Raw genomic sequence first — 23,826 nt, 5'->3', positions numbered from 1 at the left:
TAAAATTACCTCAAAGGAAACCCTTTTGCTGCCCACCAAGGTCGGACTTCAATCTCTAACCAACCAGCTTTTACGGCAGGATCTAATTTTGCTAAACTATCGGCCATTTTTAATGTAGGCACATTGTAAATGGTAAGGCCTCTAAGCTCTCCATCATCACCAAAAGGCCCTGATATATCGGCATATCCCAACTCGTACATTCTAGTTAAATGGGCTAAGTGTTCTTTTTGTATAAGCGCCGCTTCCTCTTCATTTTGAGTTCTTATAGGACCTCGTTTTAAAAAAGCCATAAAGTATTGTTGCATTAAAATAGTATCTCGCGTCTTCTCATTTATATAATCAAATATTTTAAAACCTTTTGTGGTTAGCTCTTCTTTTAATTGTTTGGTGCTTTTTTCGGCAGGAGCTTCATCAACTTCTAAAGTTAGAGAATCTGTAACCGCTTCAGAAACCTCTTCTTCAACTTCGGGTAGGGTGGTGGTTGCCTTTTTACAAGACACTATAATGGTTAACATTATAAGTGCAAATACTAATTTTTTCATTTTATTGTGATTTATCCCAATGGCAGTATGGGTTTTTACTTATTTGTGAGTTGTAATATTTAATAATACCCGTAACTTCTTCTCCCAACCAATCTGGTTTTTCAAAAGTTTCGTTTTCAGATTGTAATTCCACCTCAGCAATTACCAATCCAGCATTATCTCCTAGAAATTCGTCTATCTCAAAAATATGGTTTTTTACAGGCACTTCATAACGTATTTTATCAATAACCCCAGATTCACATAGATTTAACAAACTTTTAGCATCCTTGTCAGATATTGGGGTTTCCCATTCAAAACGTTTTAAACCATCATGGTTTGATGGTCCTTTTACCGTTAAAAATCCTTCATTGTCTTTGAGCCTTACTCTAACCGTGCGTTGTTTATGGGTATTTAAAAACCCTTGGGTTATTCTTGCTTTTTTATTGGCTTCGGCTTTATAAGCATCAGACTTTACTAAAAATTTACGTTCTATTTCTATCATAACTATGCACGCGAAAACGGGTATTTCCTTAAAAATTCTCCATATAAGAGAATTGTTTTTGTTTTAACTTTTTTGAGATTCCTGCCTTCGCAGGAATTCATAAATTTACACCATGTCTGTTGATTTACCAATACGAAAAATTATTCATGTAGATATGGATGCCTTTTACGCATCAGTAGAGCAAATGGATAGCCCCCAATTAAAAGGAAAACCCATTGCTGTTGGCGGTGGCGGTAAGCGTGGTGTGGTAAGTGCAGCCAGTTACGAAGCACGAAAATTTGGCGTAAAAAGCGCTATGGCAGGAGCCTTGGCGGCTAAACTATGTCCGGAACTTATTTTTGTACGCCCTAACTTTGAACGTTATTCGGCAATTTCAAAACAAATACGACATATTTTTTATGACTATACCAATTTGGTAGAACCACTCTCTTTAGATGAAGCGTATTTAGATGTTACCCAAAATAAAAAAGGCAACCCCAGTGCTACATTAATTGCCCAAGAAATAAGAGAACGTATTTTAAAAGAAATAGGACTCACCGCCTCTGCAGGTATTTCTATCAATAAGTTTATTGCCAAAGTGGCTAGTGACTACAATAAACCTAACGGACAAAAAACCGTGAATCCCGAAGAAGTCCTTGAATTTTTGGAGCAATTAGATATTAGAAAATTTTACGGTGTGGGTAAAGTAACCGCCGAAAAAATGTACCAAAAAGGTATTTTTACGGGACTGGATTTAAAACAAAAATCGTTAGACTATTTAGAGACACATTTTGGTAAATCGGGGCGTTACTATTACCATGTGGTAAGAGGAATTCATAATAGCGAGGTAAAACCACACCGTACCAGAAAAAGTTTAGCTGCAGAACGTACTTTTAGCGAAAACCTCTCTAGTGAAGTATTTATGCTAGAAAAACTAGAGCATATTGCCCAAGAAGTATCCAAAAGGCTTAATAAAAGTAATGTGGCTGGTAAAACGGTGACTTTAAAAATTAAATACAGTGATTTTACTCTGCAAACCCGCAGTAAAACCTTGCCCTATTTCATTAATGATAAAGACGTGATTTTAGACACCGCTAAAGATTTATTATACCAAGAAACCTTGAGTAACTCGGTACGCTTATTAGGGATTTCGTTATCCAATTTAAACACTGAAACCAAAAAAACTACGGTAGCACCAAAACCAAATAAAACGGTAAGTGTACAGCTAAAGTTTGAGTTTTAACCTCTTGGTTTCGTTAGGAAAAACAAATTTTCGGATATCAAATTTTATAATTAAATAGAGTAACTAATCAATATAACTAAATCTCTAGTAGAGATTTAATTATTACTTCGTAAATTACTTCTGATTTTTGAAAATTTTTGATTTCAACCTAATAGGAAAAATATGAAGAAAATAATCGTTTTAACCCTATTACTGTCTTTCCCATCCATGGTAAAGAAAACTGAAAGAGAGCTTCCTATCTTGGGAATAGCCCATGTGGCTTTTCAGGTATCAAGCTTAGAGCAATCACGCGCCTATTATACGGCTTTCTATGGTTTCGAATTCGCCTTTACGGCATATGAAGATCAGGAGGCATGGTATTTGAAAATCAACGACGATCAGTTCTTGAAGTTGATCTCAAAACCTGAAGGGACTGATAATAATAGGTTGGTGGAAGTTGCGTTTCAGGTTTCCAACATCGAAACTACTGTTGCAATGCTCCAAGAAAGAGGACTTGATCCAGAGCCCGTTGAAATGAAGTCGGATGGCACCTTGGCGAGTGGTCTGTTAGATCCGAACGGACATAAACTGCTTTTCGTTGAATATACTTCCAGTTCTAAGCAGAGATTAGCACAAGGTAAGCATCTAGGCTCTAGGCGTGTTTCCGATCGTTTGCTTCATGTAGGTCTAACCATTGTAGATGAAGAGGCGGCTAACACACTATATCGAGACGCTTTAGGATTTAATGAGATTTGGCGTGGATCACGCGAGGATGGGGGTCCAGATGCCTGGGTAAATATGCAAATGCCTGGAGATAGAGGTGACTACATAGAGTATATTCTCATTAACGATATGAAACTAAGTAGAAAACAATTGGGTACAATGCATCATATGTGCCTTTTAACTGATGATATTCGAAAGGCACATCAAGATATGCTATATAATGCCTTGCCTGATCTTGAACGCTACGAACCTTTAATTGCTCGTAACAATCGCTGGGTGTGTAATGTACACGATCTTGATGGAACGCGTTGTGAATTAATGGAATCAAAAAAAGCCATAACAAAATGATTAATTTGATAATATCATCTCGATTCTCTATTCTGAGAAACCTGTTTTTAATATTGAGTCCATTTATACTTCTGCTAGCGTGTTTAGGTAAAGACGAGTCAGCCAACAATTCAGCTTGGAAAGAAAGTCCACATTTCTTTGGAGCAAAACAGGGAGCCTTGCCTCTCGTGAAAGAAGGTATTACTCAAGGCGATACTTCGCTTATGCCAGCATACAAGACTCTGTTAAATCTTGCTGATGAAGCCTTAGAGATAGATCCTCCGACGGTAACTGACAAAAAACAACATCCGGTCACCGGGAATCTGAATGACTACTATACTCAAGCTCCCTACCTTTGGCCCGACCCTTCGAAGTCAGACGGTCTTCCATACCTCCCTAAGGATGGTATAATCAATCCGGAATCTCGAAATCCTGATGTCACAGACTATTCGCGTGGTCAGGAAATAGGTCACTTGATAGAAACACTTGCCCTCGCTTATTATCTCACAGGTGAAGAATTGTACGCAGCCCATGCAGCTCGATGCCTTCGGGTTTGGTTTATCGACTCCGCTACGCGCATGAACCCTCACCTAAAGTATGCACAGGCTGTGCCCGGTAGAAACCAAGGGCGGTATATTGGAATGATTGAAGCAGGTGGGCTAGTTCAAGCGGTCGACGCGGCGGGTTTATTGGATGGTTCGGTTCATTGGAATAGAAATGATAGGGCAGCATTAGAAATATGGATAACGGAGTTCCTAGATTGGTTTATGAATAGCGATTATGGTCAAGAAGAAGCGCAGATGCGACAGAATCATGGCACTATGTTCGACGTAAGAGTTGTACGATTAGCTCTCGTCTTAGGACAGAAAGATCTAGCCCGTAAAACACTAGAGTCAGTTAAAGAAAATCGTATCGCACGCCAAATAGAACCAGACGGTGCTCAGCCCATGGAGCTACGCCGTACCAAGTCGTTTAACTACTCAGAAATGAATTTAACTGGACTTACTGAGTTAGCAATTCTTGGTGAATGGGTTGGGATAGACTTATGGAACTATCAGACAACTGATGGACGCAGTATAAGGCAAGCCTTGGAGTTTCTTAGACCTTATGTTGAGAACGTACCTGAAGGTTGGCCCCCCAGGTTCTGGCCCTACAAACAGGTTGTACCCTTTAAACCAGAAATTCTTGCTCCCGCATTTCGTATGGCGAGCATTGGGTATCAAGATGAAGAATATGAAGCCATTGTTTCACAATTTCCTAGTTTTAGAAAATCAAGCTTTCAGTTAACGCATCCGAAACGCTCTAATTGACAGTAATAATAGATATGCAAAAGACAATACTAAACCTTCCTAAAAACTAAATAGAGGCACTAGTATTATTTGAAGTCTAGACTTCAAAGGAATCCTCCTTTTAATTAGGAAACTTTTTACTAATGGTTATTAATTACACTGCCATGATGTACCTGAACCACTAACAGTTTTAGAAATTACAACTCTTAATTTCCGTAACACGTAGTGTGTTCACCATCCCTTTTTCTTGTATGGGCATTGCCGCTAAACTTACCAGCATATCACCCGCTTCTAAATATCCCATTTGGCACGCAATTTTGTTTACGTCTTCTATGGTTTCATCGGTACTTACAAACCTATCGTAGTAAAAAGCACGTACACCCCAAAGCAAACTAAGGCGTGTTAATATACGTTTGTTAGAGGTAAAAACTAAGATGTGACAAGAGGGTCTCCAAGCCGAAATTTGGAAGGCAGTATAACCACTATTGGTTAAGGTTGAAATGGCTTTAGCATCAATTTCATTGGCCATATTAGCCGCATGATAACAAATAGATTTTGTGATATAACGGTTAGTACGTATGTGTGGTGGTAACTGTGGTACTTTAATTAATGGCGAATTCTCTACACTTTGTAAAATACTAGCCATTTGCTTAATAACCTGCACCGGATAACTACCTACAGAGGTCTCTCCTGATAGCATTACCGCATCAGCCCCATCCATAACCGAGTTGGCAACATCGTTCACCTCTGCTCTGGTGGGTGTTAGGCTAGAAATCATGGTTTCCATCATTTGGGTAGCAATAATGACTGGTATTCTAGCCTTTTTAGCACGTAATACCAATTGCTTTTGAATTAACGGTACATCGGCGGCTGGAATTTCTACACCAAGGTCGCCACGCGCCACCATGATACCATCACAATGGGTTACAATTTTATCGATATTCTCAATAGCCTCGGGTTTTTCAATTTTGGCTACAATAGGAATTTTATGGTCACTGTGTTCTTTAATTAAATCGCGTAGTTGCATTAAATCTTCGGAGTGGCGCACAAAAGATAGGGCAATCCAGTCTACATCTTGCTTGATAGCAAAAATGGCATCACTGATATCCTTTTCCGTTAACGCGGGTTGCGATATATTGGTATTTGGTAGGTTAACACCCTTTTTAGATTTAAGTGGTCCGCCTTGAATAACCTTGGCTTTTACTTCTGATGTTTGATCGGTTGAAACCACTTCAAAAATTAATTTACCATCATCTAAAAGGATACGCTCACCAGGTTTAGCATCTTGAGGAAATCTATCGTAAGTCATGTAAACACGTTCTTTAGTGCCTTCAAAACGCTCTCCAGTGGCAAAGATGATTTCATCGCCTGGGTTTACCACCACTTCTTCTTTCATAACACCCACACGCAGTTTGGGGCCTTGTAAATCTGCTAAAATGGCGGCTGTAAATCCGTATTCCTCGTTAAGCTCACGTATCATTTTAATACGCTCTGCAACATCGTCATAATCGGCATGAGAGAAATTTATTCTAAAAACATTAGCGCCAGCTTCAAGCATGCCTTTTAGCACTTCCTTACTACTGGTTGCTGGTCCTAATGTTGCTACTATTTTGGTTTTTTTTCTTAATGACATTAGCTAAAAATTAAATGGTCTTTAGATTTCAATTGAGTAGATTCAATAGTATAGGCTGTGGCCACTTGTGGTATTTTTAATATCCTGTTTAAAATATACTTTTCTTTACTTAAATTGAACTCGTTATCTATCTTTAAAAAATAATTAACGGTTTTATATTCTGGTATTAAATGATTGATTTTAGTTGTTTTTTCTTGTACACTAAACAACGAATCTGTACTACCTTCTCTATAATGTTCCGTTTTACAAACATTAGATACTAAACTCCAAATGGTTTGTTGTTTGCAATCTTCCCATTCATATATAGCATAGGTTAATGTGCCATTTTGAAAGTCTATATCTGATGCGCTTCTGGTAAGGGTAATGCCTAAAAATTTGTTTAATAGATACGCTAACCTATAATCTTCAAGGGTGCAATGAATTGCAATTAAAGTAAATAGGTCTTCATCAATAGCATCTAAAACAAGCTTATGAACTGCCATACCCTAATTTTAAGGCGTAAATATAGCATTTAAAATATTGAATTGTTACAGGTTTAACTATTCTTATAATGTTAAGCAAACTAAAACGTTATAGTAGACTACATTTTTAACTGTAATTTTATATCATTTTAGACATCTTACTCTGAAAAGCAAAAAAGGCACGCTTTGAGGCTTTTTCTTCGGCTTTTTTCTTTGAAGTGGCTCTGGCCTTGGCTACCACTTTATCATTAATTGATAGTTTTACCGAAAAATGTCTTACATCATCATTTCCAGTATCTTCATAAACGTTGTAACCAAAGGTTTTCTTTTCTTTTTGGCACCATTCTATAAGTAAACTTTTATAGCTTATAACTTTGCCTTCTAACTTTTCGATATCTACATACGGAATGATAACGCGCTTGAAGATGAATTTTTCACAATATTTATAACCTTTGTCTAAAAAGATGGCACCTACCAAGGCTTCAAATAAATTTCCGTGAATATTATCTCCAAACTGACCTGGAGGAATTTTACTTTCAACTAACGTGATAAGTTTGAGCTCTTTTCCTAATTCATTTAAATGCTCTCTACTTACTACCTTAGAACGCATTTTGGTAAGGTAACCTTCATCTCCACTAGGAACTTCTTGATACAGGTGTGAAGCAATAACAGCGCTCAACATAGCATCACCCAAAAACTCTAAACGTTCATAGTTTATGGCATTACCTTCATGGTCTTTTAAGTTCATAGACCGATGGGTGAATGCCGTTTTGAAGAACTCAATATGCTTAGGCTTAAATCCTAGAATTTTAGTAACTTCCATAAAAAAATTCCCGTTGCCTTTAGAACGGGAATTTAATATGTTACGAATGTTTTTCATCTGATAATAAATATGCTATTTTAATGTCAGATGTAATAAACCATGGTTCATATAATATGTAAAAATTAATTTATCGTTATGGTTTATTTCATTCGGGATTCTGTCTATCTATATTTTCTTAAATAATACACAAGCGTTGTGTCCGCCAAATCCAAATGTATTACTCATTGCTACTTTTACGTCGCGCTTTTGAGCCTTGTTTAAAGTTAAATTTAATTCTGGATCAATATTTTCATCAACCGTAGTATGATTAATTGTAGGAGGCACTATACCATGCTCAATAGATAAAATACTGGCAATGGCTTCAATAGCTCCAGCTGCACCTAACAGATGCCCTGTCATTGATTTTGTAGAATTAATATTTATGTTTTTAGCATGATCTCCAAACACCTTAGAAATGGCTTTAAGTTCTGCCACATCACCTAATGGTGTAGATGTTCCATGAGTATTAATATGGTCTACATCTTCTGGATTGAGTCCTGCATTTTCTAAACAATTTTTCATTACCTCAACTACACCAAGTCCTTCTGGGTGAGGGGCTGTCATATGATAAGCATCAGAAGACAAACCGCCTCCAGCTACTTCAGCATAAATTTTAGCACCTCTAGCCTTAGCATGCTCATACTCTTCTAGAATTAAAGCACCGGCTCCTTCACCTAAAACAAAACCATCTCTGGTTCCATCAAAGGGCCTTGAAGCTGATTCTGGGCTTTCATTTCTGGTAGATAAGGCATGCATAGCATTAAAACCACCCATACCTGCTATGGTTACTGCGGCTTCACTACCTCCTGTAACAACCACATCTGTATACCCTAAACGTATCGAGTTTAAGGCATCAAATATAGCGTTGGCCGAAGAAGCACATGCCGAAACCGTTGTGTAATTGGGCCCCATAAAACCATGTTTTATGGAGATGTTTGCTGGCGCAATGTCGGCAATCATTTTTGGAATAAAGAAAGGATTAAATCTTGGTGTGCCATCACCTCCAGCAAAGTTTAAAACTTCTTGCTGAAAGGTTTCTAAACCACCAATACCGGCACCCCAAATAACACCAACACGCAACTTGTCAACCTGGTCTAGATTAAGTTTGGCGTCTGCGATAGCTTCATCTGCAGCTACCATAGCATATTGTGCAAACTTATCCATTCTACGGGCTTCCCTTCTATCTATAAATTGTGTAGCGTCAAAGTTTTTAACTTCACATGCAAATGTGGTTTTAAACTTTTCGGTGTCAAAATATGTTATAGGCGCAGCACCGCTTTTACCACTAATGAGACCCTCCCAATATTCATCTTTGGTATTGCCTATAGGTGTTAAAGCCCCTAAACCTGTGACTACAACTCGCTTTATTTCCATAAAGTAATGTGCTTATTTTGCAGCTTCTATGTAAGAAATAGCTTGACCTACTGTTGCAATGTTTTCAGCTTGGTCGTCTGGAATTTGGATATCAAATTCTTTTTCAAATTCCATAATTAGTTCTACAGTATCTAATGAGTCTGCTCCTAAATCGTTAGTGAAGCTAGCTTCAGCGACAACTTCGTTTTCATCAACTCCTAATTTGTCTACGATAATCGCTTTTACTCTTGATGCAATGTCTGACATAATCTTTTAATTTTAAGTTTTAATTCAGTTGGCAAAAATAAAAAACTTTATTTTAAAACACCTATTTACAATAAAAATGTGTTTGTAATTTACTAAAATAACTTTTAAGTATTTTAATTTTACCTACTAATTGTTAATAATTATTCTTTTTTTTGTTCGAACAATCTTAAACATTATAGTCTGTAGTATGAAATGAGCTTGAAGAATTTTAAAAGGATGCTTTGTTTTTTGATAGTGAATTACATCTAACAACAATTTAAAATATAAATCAACAGATGAAACGTGTGGTCATTTTTGCATCCGGTAGTGGATCTAATGCTGAAAATTTAATAAAGTTTTTTCAAAACAGCGACAATGTATCTGTTATTCAAGTGATTACAAACAATCCTCATGCTAAAGTTTTAGACCGTGCCAAAAGGCTTAAAGTAAGTGCTTTATCTTTTAATAGAGTTGCATTTACGCAAACAGACCACGTACTCAATAATTTAAAAGCCCTAAAGCCAGACCTTATCATATTAGCAGGCTTTTTATGGAAATTCCCGGAGACCATTTTAGATGCATTTCCTAATAAAGTGATTAATGTACACCCAGCCTTATTACCTAAATTTGGGGGCAAAGGTATGTACGGTATGCATGTGCACAAGGCTGTGGTAGAAAACAAAGAAATAGAAACAGGTATCACCATTCATTACGTAAACGAAAATTACGATGAAGGCGCCACCATTTTCCAAGCTAAATGTAATGTATTACCAACCGATACCGCTGAAGATGTAGCTGCTAAAATTCATGAATTGGAAATTGAGTATTTCCCGAAGGTGGTTGAGGAATTATTAAAAGATTAACTGTCATGTTGAGCGTAGTCGAAGCATCTATAATGCGATTCAACCTTCACGAGGATGATAAAAATGGCATCTAAAAAAAAGAAATATTACACGGTTTGGAAAGGACATAAAACAGGCGTTTTTGAGTCTTGGGATGACTGCAAAGCTCAAATAACCAATTTTGAAGGCGCTATTTATAAATCGTTTTCAACCTTTGATGCTGCAAAAACCGCTCTAAAAGGCAACTACAAAGACTATGTTGGTAAAACCTCAAAATTTAATAGTGAACTTTCTGAAGCGCAACTTAAAAAAATTGGGCAACCTAATTACCATTCCATTTCAGTAGATGCCGCTTCCTCTGGAAATCCAGGTAAAATGGAATATCGTGGCGTTGATACCAAAACAAAAAAGCAATTATTTATTCAAGGACCATTTGAAGAGGGTACTAATAATATAGGAGAGTTTTTAGCTATTGTACACGGATTGGCTTTTTTGAAAAAGCATGAAAGCAACCGTATTATTTACACCGACTCTAAAACCGCCATTAGCTGGGTTAAAAAGAAAACTTGTAATACAAAGCTAAAACGTACCGATAAAAACAAACCGTTATTTGAATTGGTAGACAGAGCAGAAAACTGGCTAAAGGCAAACACCTACAGCACGGTTATTGTTAAATGGGAGACCAAAGCTTGGGGTGAAATTCCAGCCGATTTTGGGAGAAAATAAATCACTCTTTTTCATGGTGTCTACTTCAAAAAATAATATTGATACCCTAGTAAAAGGTTTATATATCTTCTTTAAAAAGCCACAAAATTTAGTATGAATTAAGGAATTACCATGTTAATACAACAATTTTTTTCATTTAGTCTTAATGAGTTTTTAAATGAAAAAATTAATGTATTTTTGCACAAAATTGTCAGTCCTTTTTATGGGTAAATTAGTTATAGTTGGCACCATGGCGTTTGATGCTATTGAAACGCCTTTCGGTAAAACCGATAAAATACTTGGTGGTGCAGCTACTTATATAGGGTTAGCCGCCTCACATTTTAAAGTTGATACAGCCGCAGTATCTGTTGTTGGTGGCGATTTTCCTCAGGAATATTTAGACCTTTTATCTAAAAGAAATATCAATCTTGATGGTGTTAAAATAGTAAAGGATGGTAAAACATTTTTTTGGAGTGGACGCTATCACAATGACATGAACTCCAGAGATACTTTGGTAACAGAACTTAATACCTTAGCAGATTTTAATCCAGTTGTGTCAGAAGATTATCGTGATGCTAGTGTTGTTATGTTAGGAAATCTTCACCCAATCGTCCAATCAAGTGTATTAGACCAAATGACTAAGAAACCAGATTTGGTTATTTTAGATACTATGAATTTTTGGATGGATACCGCTTTAGAAGATTTGCATAAGGTTATAAAACGTGTTGATGTAATTACCATCAATGATGAAGAAGCAAGACAACTTACTGGAGAATATTCTTTGGTAGTTGCCGCCAGAAAAATTCAAGAAATGGGACCAAAATATGTGGTAATTAAAAAAGGAGAACATGGCGCATTGCTATTCAATGATGACAATGTGTTTTATGCACCAGCTTTACCTTTAGAGGAAGTGTTTGACCCCACAGGTGCTGGCGATACGTTTGCTGGTGGATTTGCTGGTTACATAGCAGGGACTAATGACTCCTCATTTGAAAATATGAAGAACGCCATCATTTATGGTTCAACATTAGCATCATTCTGTGTTGAAAAATTTGGAACAGAGCGCATGGTGAATTTATCAGGTGATGAAGTACATAAACGATTACTGGAGTTTAAGCAATTAACTCAGTTTGAAATAGAATTAGGATAAACCAGCGCGCTCAAAATAGAGCGCGTTTTTAATTAAAAAGTGCATTCCAAAAAGACGTCATTTTGGAATAAACTAAATATCATTTCTAGGCTAGCCTGCAATTTGTGTGGTAAGTCAGGAATCTAAACCAAATACTAGAAGTCATTTCTGGATAAATTATTTTATTATTTCCGTACGTCTAACTAAAGACTGTTAGAGGCGAAAAAAAGTTAAATATGAGTGATATCTTAAAACACGAATGTGGCATAGCGGTTATTAGATTATTAAAACCCTTAGAGTATTACAAAGAAAAATACGGCAGTGCATTTTATGGCGTAAATAAAATGTACCTTATGATGGAGAAACAGCACAATCGTGGTCAAGATGGTGCTGGTTTTGCAAGCATTAAATTAGATACAAAACCAGGTCAAAGATACATTAGCCGTATTCGCTCTATCGCTCAACAACCCATACAAGATATTTTTGGTCAGATAAATGATCGCATTAATAATGAATTTAAAGCGCACCCAGAATATCTTGAAGATGTAGCTTTACAAAAAAAGAATATTCCTTACATAGGAGAATTATTATTAGGCCATGTGCGTTATGGTACTTTTGGAAAAAATAGTGTAGAAAGTGTTCATCCGTTTTTAAGACAAAACAATTGGATGCACCGTAATCTAATAATGGCTGGAAACTTTAACATGACTAATGTTAAAGAGCTTTTCCGCAATTTAATTGAGTTGGGGCAGCACCCTAAAGAATACACCGATACCATTACAGTAATGGAAAAAATAGGTCATTTTCTAGATGATGCCGTTAGTAAAATATATAAAGATCTAAAGCGAGAAGGTTATAATAAACGAGAAGCCTCACCATTAATTGCAGAAAGACTTAAAGTATCTAAAATTTTAAAACGAGCTGCCAAAAATTGGGATGGTGGTTATGCTATGGCTGGTCTTATTGGACATGGAGACTCATTTGTTTTAAGAGATCCAGCAGGTATTCGTCCTGCTTACTACTATAAAGATGATGAGGTAGTAGTTATTGCCTCAGAACGTCCTGTGATTCAAACGGTATTTAATGTTACTTTTGACAAAGTTAAAGAGCTTGACCCTGGACATGCCATCATTACTAAAAAGTCTGGTGATGTAAGTATAAAGAAAATCTTAGAGCCTTTAGAGCGTAAAGCCTGTTCTTTTGAACGTATTTATTTTTCTAGAGGAAGTGATGCCGAAATTTATCAAGAGCGAAAAATGTTAGGTAGATTGTTAATGCCAAAGGTTATGGAGGCTATTAATAATGATACTAAAAATACTGTTTTTAGCTATATTCCAAATACCGCAGAAACCTCGTTTTATGGCATGGTTGAAACTGCCGAAAATGAACTTAATAAGGCTAAAACTAAAACCATTTTAACAGGAAAACGTAACATTTCTGCAGACAAAGTCACCGAGATATTATCAGAAAGAATAAGAGTTGAAAAAATTGCTATAAAGGATGTGAAACTTAGAACATTTATCACTGAGGATAGCAGTAGAGATGACTTGGTGGCTCATGTATACGATATTACTTATGGTGTGGTAAAACCAAACGACAACTTGGTGATTATAGATGATAGTATTGTTAGAGGTACCACACTAAAAAAGAGTATCTTGAAAATGCTGGACAGACTAAGTCCTAAAAAAATTATTGTGGTATCATCTGCTCCACAAATTCGCTATCCTGATTGCTATGGAATTGACATGGCAAACCTTGAAAGTTTAGTCGCTTTTCAGGCCGCGTTAGCACTCCATAAAGATTATAATACCTACAGTATCATTGAGGAGGTATACAGTAAGTGTAAAGATCAAGAAGATTTAGATGACAAAGAGGTAAAGAATTTTGTAAAAGAGATTTATGATCCGTTTACTGATGAGCAAATTTCTGATAAGATTGCTGAATTACTGAGTGACGAGACAATCAAGGCTGAAGTGCGAATAATTTTCCAACCTGTTGAGAACTTGCATAAAGCATGCCCTAAGAATTTAGGTGATTGGTATTTTACCGGAAATTATCCAACGGTTGGAGGTAATAGAGTAGTTAATAAAGCATTCATTAATTTTTACGAAGGCAATAAAGAACGGGCCTATTAATTGATAATTTCTCAATAACTTACGGTTAATCCGTAAATAATGTATTTCATCCAATATATATGTCTTTCATCTAATAAATAATCCTGTTATCTAAAATACACATAAATTGGTACCACCATAACATAAGTAGGTTAAGTTCATGGTAGATTTGGGGCAAAAAAAGGTGAACGCTTGTTCGCCTTTTTTTATGCGTTTCAATTGCCTGGGTATCTCTTTTTTTTCTAAAAAAGTGTATCATCTATTTTTTTTAAGCATTCGTTTAAGCTAAAAAATGGGTAGTTGAGCTAAATTTTTCTTTCAGAGAATTTATTCTTCAATATATTTATACCACCATAACATAAGTAGGTTAAGTTCATGGTAGATTTGGGGCAAAAAGGTGAACATTCTCGTTCACCTTTTTTTATGTTTCTGCTTTTTTAATTGGTGTTAAATTATTAGTGTTGAAATTCCGTTTGAGCTAATTTATAAGCAATTGAACCAATATTTTTTTTAAGGTTTCTACTCTTCAATATTTTTGAAGTACCATAACATAAGTAGGTTAAGTTCATGGTAGATTTGGGGCAAAAAGGTGAACATTCTTGTTCACCTTTTTCATTTTGAAAAGGTGTGTGTATTTAGAGTTGCATGGAGTTATGTTTCTGAAAGCTCAATACGATAGGAATATCATAACATAAAAAATCGCCTAGAGCATTTCTAGGCGATTCTTAATTTTTGTAATATTTATCTTAATATAGAGCTATTTAGCTTCTGCGTAACGTCTTTCAACTTCATTCCAGTTAATTACTTTAAAGAAAGCGTTGATATAATCTGGACGTCTGTTTTGGTAGTTTAAGTAATAAGCATGTTCCCATACATCGAGTCCTAAAATTGGTGTGCCACCGCAACTAACTCCTGGCATTAACGGGTTGTCTTGATTTGGAGTAGAGCAGATTTCTACTTTACCTCCTTTATGTACACACAACCAAGCCCAACCAGATCCAAAGCGCGTTGCTGCAGCTTTACTGAATGCTTCTATGAAAGCATCTTTTGAACCGTAAGCAGTTTCAATAGCATCTTTTAGTTCTCCAGATAAGTAACCTCTATCCTCTGGATTCATAACGGTCCAGAATAAAGAGTGGTTGTAAAATCCACCGCCGTTGTTTCTAACAGCACCGTTATTCATGTCTAAATTAGAAAGGATATCCTCTATAGATTGTCCTTCTAAATCTGTTCCAGCAATAGCATTATTTAAGTTGTTTGTATAGCCCGCATGGTGTTTAGTATGGTGTATCTCCATAGTGCGTGCGTCAATATGTGGTTCTAGAGCATCATAAGCATACCCTAATTCTGGTAATTCAAAAGCCATAATTTCTTATTTTGTTATTGTTAATTAATTCACTTCAAATTTACGCATAAAAGACATCAATTAAAAATAATAAATTGTTATGAAACCATTGATAGTTTTTATCTTGTAACAAATTATCATACATGCTTAAAAACAATGCTTTTACCATTTACAATGCCTCTGCTGGAAGCGGAAAAACATTTACACTAGTAAAAGAGTATTTAAAGATTTTATTAAAATCTGACAACCCTTTAAAATTTAAACATATTCTTGCTATAACTTTCACAAATAAGGCGGTGGCCGAAATGAAAGCGCGCATCATTGAAACGCTAAAACAATTTTCTAATAAGCAAATATTAACGCATCCAAATAGTATGTTCAACGTTATTTGCGATGAATTACAAATGGCGCCAAGCGAAATTCATGGTAAATCTAAAAATATTCTGGACACTATTGTTTTTAACTATGCTGCCTTTGATGTTTCTACTATTGATGGGTTTACTCACAAAATAATACGAACCTTTGCCCATGACTTAAAGTTACCTATGAATTTTGAAGTTGAATTGGAGCAAGAAACACTCTTAAATGAAGCTGTAGATAGCCTTATTGCTAGAGCGGGAACTGATGATTCACTCACAAACACTCTAGTTGATTTTGCTATTGAAAAAGCTGATGATGATAAAAGTTGGGACATTGCTTTAGATTTTAATAAGATTGCAAAACTGCTGGTAAGCGAAAATGACGTTCCTTATATTCAAGCTTTAGCAGACAAAACACTTGACGACTTTAAAGCACTTAAAGCACAATTAAAGAAAGACATTATTGGTACAGAAAATGCTATAAAAAAACATGGTAAAAGTGTATTGACTCTAATTGAAGAAGCTGGATTGGAACATAAAGATTTCTCATATGGTACGTTGCCAAATCATTTTAAAAAAATAGCTAAATTAGATTTAGACAAACTTTATGAAAATAATCTCGAAGAAAATATTACAGAAAGAAAAAAGATTTATCCTAAAAAGCTAGATACTGCCTTAGCTAATACTATTGAAGAAATTTTACCAGAAATAGAGGTCACTTACAAACAGGTAAAATCATTGGTTTATCATTATAAATTTTTAAAAAATTTTCACAAAAATATCACACCTCTTTCTGTGTTAAGTGCCATCAATAAAGAGTTGTCACTTATTAAACAAGAACAGAACAAAATGCTCATTTCGGAGTTTAATATTATTATTAGTAATGAAATTAAAGACCAACCAACTCCGTTTATTTATGAACGCATTGGTGAAAAGTTTAGGCATTATTTCATTGATGAATTTCAAGACACCTCTGAAAAGCAATGGGAAAATTTAATTCCGCTTATAGACAACTCTTTGTCTTCAGAACATGGAAGCGCTATGATAGTGGGTGACGCTAAACAGGCTATTTACCGTTGGCGTGGTGGAAAAGCAGAACAATTTATAGGTTTGTTCAATAAAGACAATCCGTTTAATATTGAGAAAACTCTTGAAAACCTTCCTACGAACTACCGTAGTTTTAAAGAAATTATAAACTTTAATAATAGTTTTTTTAAGTATTTATCACACCAAGTGTTTAGTAACAAAGCTTATGAGGAACTTTATGAAAAAGGGGGGCAAAATTCATTTTTAGAAGATTCTGGCTATGTTGAAATATCTTTTTTAGATATTGAAAAAACCAATGACATTAACGAACAGTATTGTAAAGCTGTATTAAATAAAATTAACACCTGTCTAGAAGCTGGTTTTAGTTTAAAAGACCTTTGTGTTCTGGTAAGAAAGAAGAAAGAAGGAGTTGCTGTAGCTCATTATTTAAGTGAACACCAAATACCTATTGTTTCCTCTGAAACGTTACTAATAAGCAGTTCTTCAGAAGTTAATTTTTTAACTGATTTTTTAAAGCTGCTTATTCAACCTGAAAATAATGAAATAAAGGTTTCCGTTTTAAACTTTTTAGCCTCCTTATTTAAGGTTAACGACAAACACAATTTTTTTATAGAACATCTAAATTTGTCATTAGCTCAACTTTTTAAAAGTTTTCAGATATACAATATATACATAAGTGAAAACATTGTTCAAATTCCCCTTTATGATTTAGTTGAAACTATTGTAAGAAGTTTTAATTTGATTGAAACATCTAATGCTTACATTCAATTTTTCTTAGATTTTGTTCTGGAATTTTCACAAAAAAAAGGTTCTGATATTTCAGCATTTCTGAAACATTTCGAAAAGAAAAAAGATAATCTAAGTATTGTAAGTCCTAAAAGCCTGAATGCTGTTCAAATCATGACCATTCACAAATCAAAAGGCTTAGAATTTCCTGTTGTTATTTTCCCTTATGCCGATTTAGATATTTATAAAGAACAGGAGCCCAAAGCGTGGTACCAATTAAATGAAGAACAATATCAAGGCTTTTCACACACTTTATTAAACTATAATAAAGACTTTGAATATTACGGTGAAATAGGTAGTGATATTTTTAAAAAGCATCAATCTGAACTCGAACTAGACAATATTAATTTGCTTTATGTTGTACTTACCAGAGCCATAGAGCAATTGTTTGTCATTTCAAAAATTGATGTTTCATCCAAAGGAGAAGTCAATAGCAAAAAGTATTCAGGATTATTTATTAATTACTTAAAGCACATTGGTAAATGGGAGGCTTCTAAAAACTTATATAGTTTTGGTAGTCTTGAAAAAACATCAGAAGAAGAAATGATGGAAGATCAAATGCATATAAATAACGATTTTATATCAACCCCAAAAGAAAGTCACAACATAAAAGTTGTTACAAAATCTGCTTTTCTATGGGATACTAAACAACAAAAAGCTATTGAAAAAGGTAATCTTGTGCATAATATTATGGCACTAGTAAAAAGTAAAGACGATATAGATTTTGTTATTAATAAGTTTTTTGATGAATCTTTGATAAACCAAAGTCAGTTGGATAATTTAAAAGACACTGTTTTACAAATTGTAAACCATCCACTTTTAAAAGAATATTATAACTCAAATCAAACCGTATTTAATGAACGAGATATTATAACCGTAGATGGTGAGATACATAGGCCTGACAGGATAAATATCAATTCTAATAATGAAGCTGTTATTATTGATTACAAAACTGGTAAAGAAGATAAAAAGCACATACAACAGTTAGAAGTCTATCAGAACATATTAGAAAAGATGCAATATACCGTTAAAAAGAAATTACTTGTTTACACTAACGATAACATATTTGTAAAATTAGTAAAGTAGCTTTTTAATGTGACTTTATAAGGTTAACTGTGTCTGTATTTAATGAAGAGAACATATATATTATCTAAAATGGTTCTGAACTATAGATGAAGCGCTCATTTGTACGATTTTTTTATATATTTGTTTTTGTTAATAACATTTAACAACTTACTTTTGTTTACAATTAACACTTAAAAATTAAACTTTTTGAATATGAAAAATCTTAGCAGATTATTGTTGGCATTCGTTCTTGTACTTGGTTATAATTACGCTGATGCTCAAGACAAAAACAATCCATGGCAAATTACCATTGGAGCTAATGCCGTTGATGCTTACCCATCTGGAGATGGTGGTTTATTTAGCGAAACTATCTTTGATGAATTTGTAAACGTAACAGACCATTACAACATTTTACCTTCATTGTCTACAATCTCGGTATCTAAATACCTTGGAGACGGGTTCTCGTTTGGCGCTGCAGGATCATTAAACAAAATTGATAAATGGGGTGACATTAGTAGAAACCCTGATACCACAAACGAAGTAGATGATTTATCATACTACGGAATTGATGGTACTATCAAATACAACTTTTTACAAGGAACAACTATTGATCCTTACTTAGGTGTAGGTGGTGGTTACACTTGGATTGATGAAATTGGTGCTGGTACTTTAAATGGTACTGCTGGTTTAAACATTTGGTTCAGCGAAAATATCGGTTTTACACTTCAAACATCATATAAACATGCGTTTGAAGATTATTTGCAAACTCATTTTCAACACTCTGCAGGTATTTCTATCAAATTTGGAGGAACAGATACAGATGGTGACGGTATTTATGACAAAGACGATGCTTGTCCAGACGTTGCTGGTTTAGAAGCTTTCCAAGGCTGTCCTGATACTGATGGTGATGGTATTCAAGATAGTAAAGACGATTGTCCTAACGAAGCTGGTTTAGCTGAGTTAAATGGATGTCCTGATACTGATGGTGATGGTATTGCTGACAAAGACGATAAATGTCCAACTGTAGCTGGATTAAAAGCTTTAGGCGGTTGTCCAGATGCTGATGGCGATGGCGTTACTGATGGTGAAGATAAATGCCCTAATGAAGCTGGTCCTGCTGCTAACAACGGATGTCCTTGGCCAGATACTGATGGTGACGGTGTATTAGATAAAGATGATAAATGTCCAGACGTAAAAGGAACTGTAGCTAACAACGGATGTCCTGAAGTTACTGAGGAAGTTCAAAAAACTTTAAATGAGTATGCTAAAACCATCTTATTTGATCTTGGTAAGTCCACAATCAAATCTCAATCTGAAGAAGTGTTAAAAGATATTATTGGTATCCTTAATGAGTACCCAACTGCTAAATTTACAGTTGAAGGGCACACCGATAGCACTGGTAGCGAAAAATTAAACCAAGGGCTTTCAGAAAAAAGAGCACTTTCTGTTAAAGAATATTTAGTAGATAATGGTATAGATGAATTTAGATTATCTGCACTTGGATATGGAGAGTCTAAACCAATTGACACTAACAAGACTAGAGCTGGTAGAGCTAATAACAGACGTGTTGAAATTAACTTAGCTAAATAATAATTAAGTAAAGTTAATTCCTCAAAATAACTTTTAAAAAAACGCTTCGGGATTCCCGAAGCGTTTTTTATTTTTATACAATGACAACTTTTATTTTTGATGTTTTAAAAGATTTACAAAAAAGCAACTGTAATTTTTCAAATCTTACTTTTGTTATGCCCAGTAAGCGTGCTGGTTTATTCTTAAAGCATCAATTATCTCAAGTTGCTAATGAAACGATTTTTTCGCCCTCTATTATTAGTATTGAAGCCTTTGTTGAAGATCTTTCAGAGCTTAGAAAAATCAGTAATACAGAACTTCTTTTTGAATTTTATAATACCTATATTCAACTAACAAAAGAAAGTGAAAAAGATACTTTTGAAGTTTTTTCAAAATGGGCACAAGTTCTTATTCAAGACTTTAATGAAATAGACCGATATCTTATTCATCAGGACAATATTTTCAATTATTTAAGTGCTATTAAAGAAATTGAATATAAGCACTGGTCTGTAGAGGAAGAACAATCTGGTTTAATAAAAAAATACTTAGCATTTTGGAATAAATTAGGTAGTTATTATTCTCGTTTTACAGACATTCTCTTAAGCAAAAAAATAGGTTATCAAGGGTTAATTTACAGAGAAGCTGTTGAAAATATAGAATCCTATATTCAAAGCAATACAGATAAACAACATATTTTCTTGGGCTTTAACGCTCTTAATACTGCAGAAGAAACTATTATTCAAGAGTTACTTCAAAACGATATGGCCAAAATATACTGGGATATAGACCAGGTATTTTTTGACAATCCTAAGCATGATGCAGGCTTATTTGCCAGACAGCACAAAGCCAATTGGTTATACTTTAAAAAGCACCCTTTTAATTGGATTACCAATAACTATTCAAATCATAAAAATATTTCTGTATTTGGTATTCCAAAAAACATAGGACAAGCAAAATACATTGGCTCTCTTTTAAATAGCTTAAAAGATAAAAATCCATCTTTACAAAATACAGCAGTTATTTTAGGTGATGAAAACCTTTTAATTCCTACATTAAATTCTTTGCCTAATGATATTGAAGCTTTAAATATTACCATGGGATTCCCATTAAAATCCATCCCACTTGCTTCTTTATTTGAATCGTTATTTCATGTTCACAAAACGTATTCAACATTGTTATACTACAGAGATGTTATCAATATAGTATCACACCAATTTATAAGTGTTCTATTCCAGGATAATGCTTCAAAAATTATAGAAACTATTGATAATAATAACCTTATTTATTTATCTCCTAATCGCTTAAGGGATATGGCTCCAGAGGCTTCAGAGATTATAAACTTATTGTTTTTAAATTGGAATGGTGTTGATAGGGTTCTAGAGAATTGTTTGCAATTGATTCTTTACATAAAAACTTATTTAGATAGAGATAAAACATCTAACCTTCTATCTCTAGAATATTTATTCCGTTTCAATGAGTTGTTTAATGAGCTGGTTAGACTAAATTCAAAGTATAATCACATTAAAGACATTACTACTTTGCATAGTATATACAAGGAACTATTAACTTCAGAGACACTAGATTTTCAAGGAGAACCCCTACAAGGTCTACAAGTTATGGGGATGTTAGAGTCGCGTGTTTTAGATTTTGAAACAGTTATTATTTCTGGCGTGAATGAAGGTATTCTTCCGTCAGGAAAAAATAATAATTCCTTTATTCCTTTTGATGTTAAAATAGAGAATACCCTCCCTACATACAAAGAAAAAGATGCGGTTTATACCTACCATTTTTATCGCCTTTTACAACGAGCCAAAAATATTTATATAATTTATAATACTGAAGCCGATGTATTAAATGGTGGTGAAAAAAGTCGTTTTATCACTCAATTGGAATTAGATCCAACACATCAAATAAAGCACGCTATTGTGGCTCCACAAGTACCAGTCATTGAAGCAAAACTAAATATAGTAGAGAAAAACGATAGCGTTCTTGAAATATTAAAAGACGTTGCGGAGAAAGGTTTTTCACCCTCATCATTAACAAATTATATAAGAAACCCTATTGATTTTTATTATCAGAAGGTTTTAAAAATAAGAGAGTTTGATGAAGTTGAAGAAACCGTGGCCGCCAATACTTTGGGGACGGTTGTACACAATACACTTGAAGATTTTTACAAACCATTGGTGGGCTCTTTTTTAACTATAAATAGTATTCAAAATTTAAAAAAGTTAATTTCTGAAACAGTGATGCTCCATTTTGCAGATGTTTACAAAGAAGGAGACATTAAAACAGGGAAAAATCTCATTATTTTTGAAATTGCCAAACGATATGTGTCTAATTTTTTAGATTTAGAAATTCAAGATTTAAGGGCTGGTAACCAAATTAAAATAATGGCTATTGAAAAGAAAAGTACAGTGCAAGTTGATATTGACCAACTTGACTTTCCGGTTAGACTCACAGGAATGGTTGATAGGATTGATGAACGCAACGGCCTAATAAGAATCATTGATTACAAAACAGGAAAAGTAGAACAGACAGAAGTGGAGGTTGTTAATTGGGAAGACATTACTTTAGATTATAAAAAGTACAGTAAAAGTTTTCAGGTGCTTTTATATGCTTACATGATGCAGCTTTCAGGAAGCATTAAACTACCTATTGAAGCCGGTATCATATCGTTTAAAAACTTAAATAATGGATTCTTGAAATTTGCAAAAAAAGATAGAATAGGCCCTCATGCTAAAAAAGACACCCTAATTACTCAAGAAACAATTAATAATTTTAGCACAGAATTAAAACAACTCATCTTAGAGATTTGTAATAATGAAATTCCATTTACTGAAAAAGAAGTATGATGCTAAAAAAAGATATTTTTGTTATTGATGGGAAACACAATAAACCTATTTTAATAGATGTCACTTACTTAGAAAAATCAACAAATAACCCAATAATTGTTTTTTGTCATGGATATAAAGGATTTAAAGATTGGGGCGCTTGGAATCTTATGGCAGATGCCTTTGCCAAGGCAGGATTTTGCTTTTTAAAGTTTAATTTTTCTCATAATGGTGGTACTATTAAACAACCTATAGACTTTCCAGATTTAGATGCGTTTGGTAATAACAATTATACCAAAGAGTTAGACGATTTACAATCTGTTATAGATTGGTGCTTTGAAAATGATACTATCAAAACTTTAGGCAACTTAGATAATCTTATACTGTTGGGGCATAGCAGAGGTGGAGGAATTGTTTCAATTAAAGCTTATGAGGATTCAAGAATTAAGCAACTAATCAGTTTAGCAGGGGTGTCTGATTTTTTAAATAGATCTGTAACGAACACTAATATTGAAGACTGGAAAAAATCAGGTATTAAATATGTTTTAAACGGACGAACCCAACAGCAAATGCCACATTTTTATCAGTTTTATGAAGACACTATGAATCATAAAGACCGATTACATATTGAAAAGGCAGTTTCAAAGTTAAACATTCCTCATTTGATTATTCATGGTGATAAGGATACCAGTGTTTTAATTGATGAAGCCCAAAGCCTTCACAAGTGGAACCCTAAAAGTAAGTTAAAAATTATTGAAGGTGCTAATCATGTGTTTAATGCACACCACCCATGGGGAGAAAATCACCTCCCGAAAGAGCTTAGGGAAGTTGTTGATACAATTATTGAATTTTTAAGATAATAAAAACTCCAAGCAATTATGCTACTTGGAGTTGTTTGTAAATTTATGTGTAATTT

Annotated in this window: 19 protein-coding genes; 11 read left to right on the top strand and 8 right to left on the bottom strand. The window is 34.4% G+C overall.

What is annotated here, in order from left to right; all coding sequences use genetic code 11:
- Positions 1 to 5: 5 nt before the first annotated feature.
- Both DFQ02_RS06115 and DFQ02_RS06110 read right to left on the bottom strand, forming a co-directional pair.
- On the bottom strand, positions 6 to 542 hold the full coding sequence (locus tag DFQ02_RS06115) for a YciI family protein (protein ID WP_116040120.1): 537 nt from the start codon (positions 540 to 542) through the stop codon (positions 6 to 8).
- Between the two features lies 1 nt (position 543).
- Entirely contained in the window at positions 544 to 1,023 is a 480-nt protein-coding gene (locus DFQ02_RS06110) for a CYTH domain-containing protein (protein ID WP_116040119.1), read from the bottom strand.
- Positions 1,024 to 1,135: 112 nt separating this feature from the next.
- Here DFQ02_RS06110 and dinB point away from each other — a divergent pair, with 112 nt between their 5' ends.
- The 3 genes from dinB to DFQ02_RS06095 all read left to right on the top strand — a co-directional run bounded on the left by dinB (position 1,136) and on the right by DFQ02_RS06095 (position 4,584).
- A complete protein-coding gene (gene dinB, locus DFQ02_RS06105; RefSeq protein ID WP_116040118.1) occupies positions 1,136 to 2,245 on the top strand; it encodes a DNA polymerase IV in 1,110 nt (369 codons plus the stop codon).
- Positions 2,246 to 2,407: 162 nt separating this feature from the next.
- Positions 2,408 to 3,295: a VOC family protein gene (locus DFQ02_RS06100; protein WP_116040117.1), complete on the top strand. Its 888-nt coding sequence runs from the start codon at positions 2,408 to 2,410 to the stop codon at positions 3,293 to 3,295.
- On the top strand, positions 3,292 to 4,584 hold the full coding sequence (locus DFQ02_RS06095; RefSeq protein WP_116040116.1) for an alginate lyase family protein: 1,293 nt from the start codon (positions 3,292 to 3,294) through the stop codon (positions 4,582 to 4,584). The genes DFQ02_RS06100 and DFQ02_RS06095 overlap by 4 nt, the downstream gene beginning before the upstream one ends.
- 169 nt (positions 4,585 to 4,753) lie before the next feature.
- Here the strand turns inward: DFQ02_RS06095 and pyk are convergent, their stop codons facing one another.
- The 5 genes from pyk to DFQ02_RS06070 all read right to left on the bottom strand — a co-directional run bounded on the left by pyk (position 4,754) and on the right by DFQ02_RS06070 (position 9,139).
- Positions 4,754 to 6,196: a pyruvate kinase gene (gene pyk / locus DFQ02_RS06090; protein ID WP_116040115.1), complete on the bottom strand. Its 1,443-nt coding sequence runs from the start codon at positions 6,194 to 6,196 to the stop codon at positions 4,754 to 4,756.
- Complete coding sequence (locus DFQ02_RS06085) at positions 6,196 to 6,678, bottom strand: IPExxxVDY family protein (RefSeq protein ID WP_116040114.1); 483 nt, start codon at positions 6,676 to 6,678, stop codon at positions 6,196 to 6,198. The genes pyk and DFQ02_RS06085 overlap by 1 nt, the downstream gene beginning before the upstream one ends.
- 118 nt (positions 6,679 to 6,796) lie before the next feature.
- On the bottom strand, positions 6,797 to 7,537 hold the full coding sequence (rnc, locus tag DFQ02_RS06080; RefSeq protein WP_116040113.1) for a ribonuclease III: 741 nt from the start codon (positions 7,535 to 7,537) through the stop codon (positions 6,797 to 6,799).
- 108 nt (positions 7,538 to 7,645) lie between these two features.
- A complete protein-coding gene (gene fabF / locus DFQ02_RS06075) occupies positions 7,646 to 8,893 on the bottom strand; it encodes a beta-ketoacyl-ACP synthase II (RefSeq protein ID WP_116040112.1) in 1,248 nt (415 codons plus the stop codon).
- 12 nt (positions 8,894 to 8,905) lie between these two features.
- Positions 8,906 to 9,139, bottom strand: a complete 234-nt coding sequence (locus DFQ02_RS06070) for an acyl carrier protein (protein ID WP_076698750.1) — start codon at positions 9,137 to 9,139, stop codon at positions 8,906 to 8,908.
- 275 nt (positions 9,140 to 9,414) lie between these two features.
- Between DFQ02_RS06070 and purN the strand changes: the two genes are divergently transcribed.
- From purN to DFQ02_RS06050, 4 genes are all read left to right on the top strand, one after another.
- Positions 9,415 to 9,981 carry a phosphoribosylglycinamide formyltransferase gene (gene purN, locus DFQ02_RS06065; RefSeq protein ID WP_116040111.1) on the top strand — a complete coding sequence of 189 codons (567 nt, stop codon included), beginning with the start codon at positions 9,415 to 9,417 and terminating at the stop codon, positions 9,979 to 9,981.
- Between the two features lie 63 nt (positions 9,982 to 10,044).
- Positions 10,045 to 10,686 (top strand): ribonuclease H1 domain-containing protein, encoded by a 642-nt coding sequence (locus DFQ02_RS06060; RefSeq protein ID WP_116523812.1) that lies wholly within the window; start codon positions 10,045 to 10,047, stop codon positions 10,684 to 10,686.
- A gap of 202 nt (positions 10,687 to 10,888) precedes the next feature.
- Entirely contained in the window at positions 10,889 to 11,815 is a 927-nt protein-coding gene (locus DFQ02_RS06055; RefSeq protein WP_116040110.1) for a PfkB family carbohydrate kinase, read from the top strand.
- Positions 11,816 to 12,030: 215 nt separating this feature from the next.
- A complete protein-coding gene (locus tag DFQ02_RS06050) occupies positions 12,031 to 13,929 on the top strand; it encodes an amidophosphoribosyltransferase (RefSeq protein WP_116040109.1) in 1,899 nt (632 codons plus the stop codon).
- Positions 13,930 to 14,665: 736 nt separating this feature from the next.
- On the opposite strand, the gene DFQ02_RS06045 is transcribed toward DFQ02_RS06050, so the two are convergent.
- Positions 14,666 to 15,274 (bottom strand): superoxide dismutase, encoded by a 609-nt coding sequence (locus DFQ02_RS06045; protein WP_116040108.1) that lies wholly within the window; start codon positions 15,272 to 15,274, stop codon positions 14,666 to 14,668.
- Between the two features lie 122 nt (positions 15,275 to 15,396).
- Here DFQ02_RS06045 and DFQ02_RS06040 point away from each other — a divergent pair, with 122 nt between their 5' ends.
- The 4 genes from DFQ02_RS06040 to DFQ02_RS06025 all read left to right on the top strand — a co-directional run bounded on the left by DFQ02_RS06040 (position 15,397) and on the right by DFQ02_RS06025 (position 23,770).
- Positions 15,397 to 18,531, top strand: a complete 3,135-nt coding sequence (locus DFQ02_RS06040; RefSeq protein WP_116040107.1) for a UvrD-helicase domain-containing protein — start codon at positions 15,397 to 15,399, stop codon at positions 18,529 to 18,531.
- Positions 18,532 to 18,723: 192 nt separating this feature from the next.
- The gene (locus tag DFQ02_RS06035) at positions 18,724 to 20,100 is read left to right on the top strand and encodes an OmpA family protein (protein ID WP_116040106.1); all 1,377 of its coding nucleotides are present in this window, start codon (positions 18,724 to 18,726) and stop codon (positions 20,098 to 20,100) included.
- Between the two features lie 80 nt (positions 20,101 to 20,180).
- Entirely contained in the window at positions 20,181 to 22,931 is a 2,751-nt protein-coding gene (locus tag DFQ02_RS06030; RefSeq protein WP_116040105.1) for a PD-(D/E)XK nuclease family protein, read from the top strand.
- A complete protein-coding gene (locus tag DFQ02_RS06025) occupies positions 22,928 to 23,770 on the top strand; it encodes an alpha/beta hydrolase family protein (protein WP_116040104.1) in 843 nt (280 codons plus the stop codon). The genes DFQ02_RS06030 and DFQ02_RS06025 overlap by 4 nt, the downstream gene beginning before the upstream one ends.
- Positions 23,771 to 23,826 lie beyond the last annotated feature (56 nt).

Origin of the sequence: Seonamhaeicola aphaedonensis, from assembly GCF_003386195.1 — a bacterium.
In the GTDB taxonomy this organism is placed as follows: Bacteria; Bacteroidota; Bacteroidia; order Flavobacteriales; family Flavobacteriaceae; genus Seonamhaeicola; species Seonamhaeicola aphaedonensis.
The sequence above is the reverse complement of the archived record's forward strand: the minus strand, read 5'-3'. Positions and strand labels throughout refer to the sequence as shown.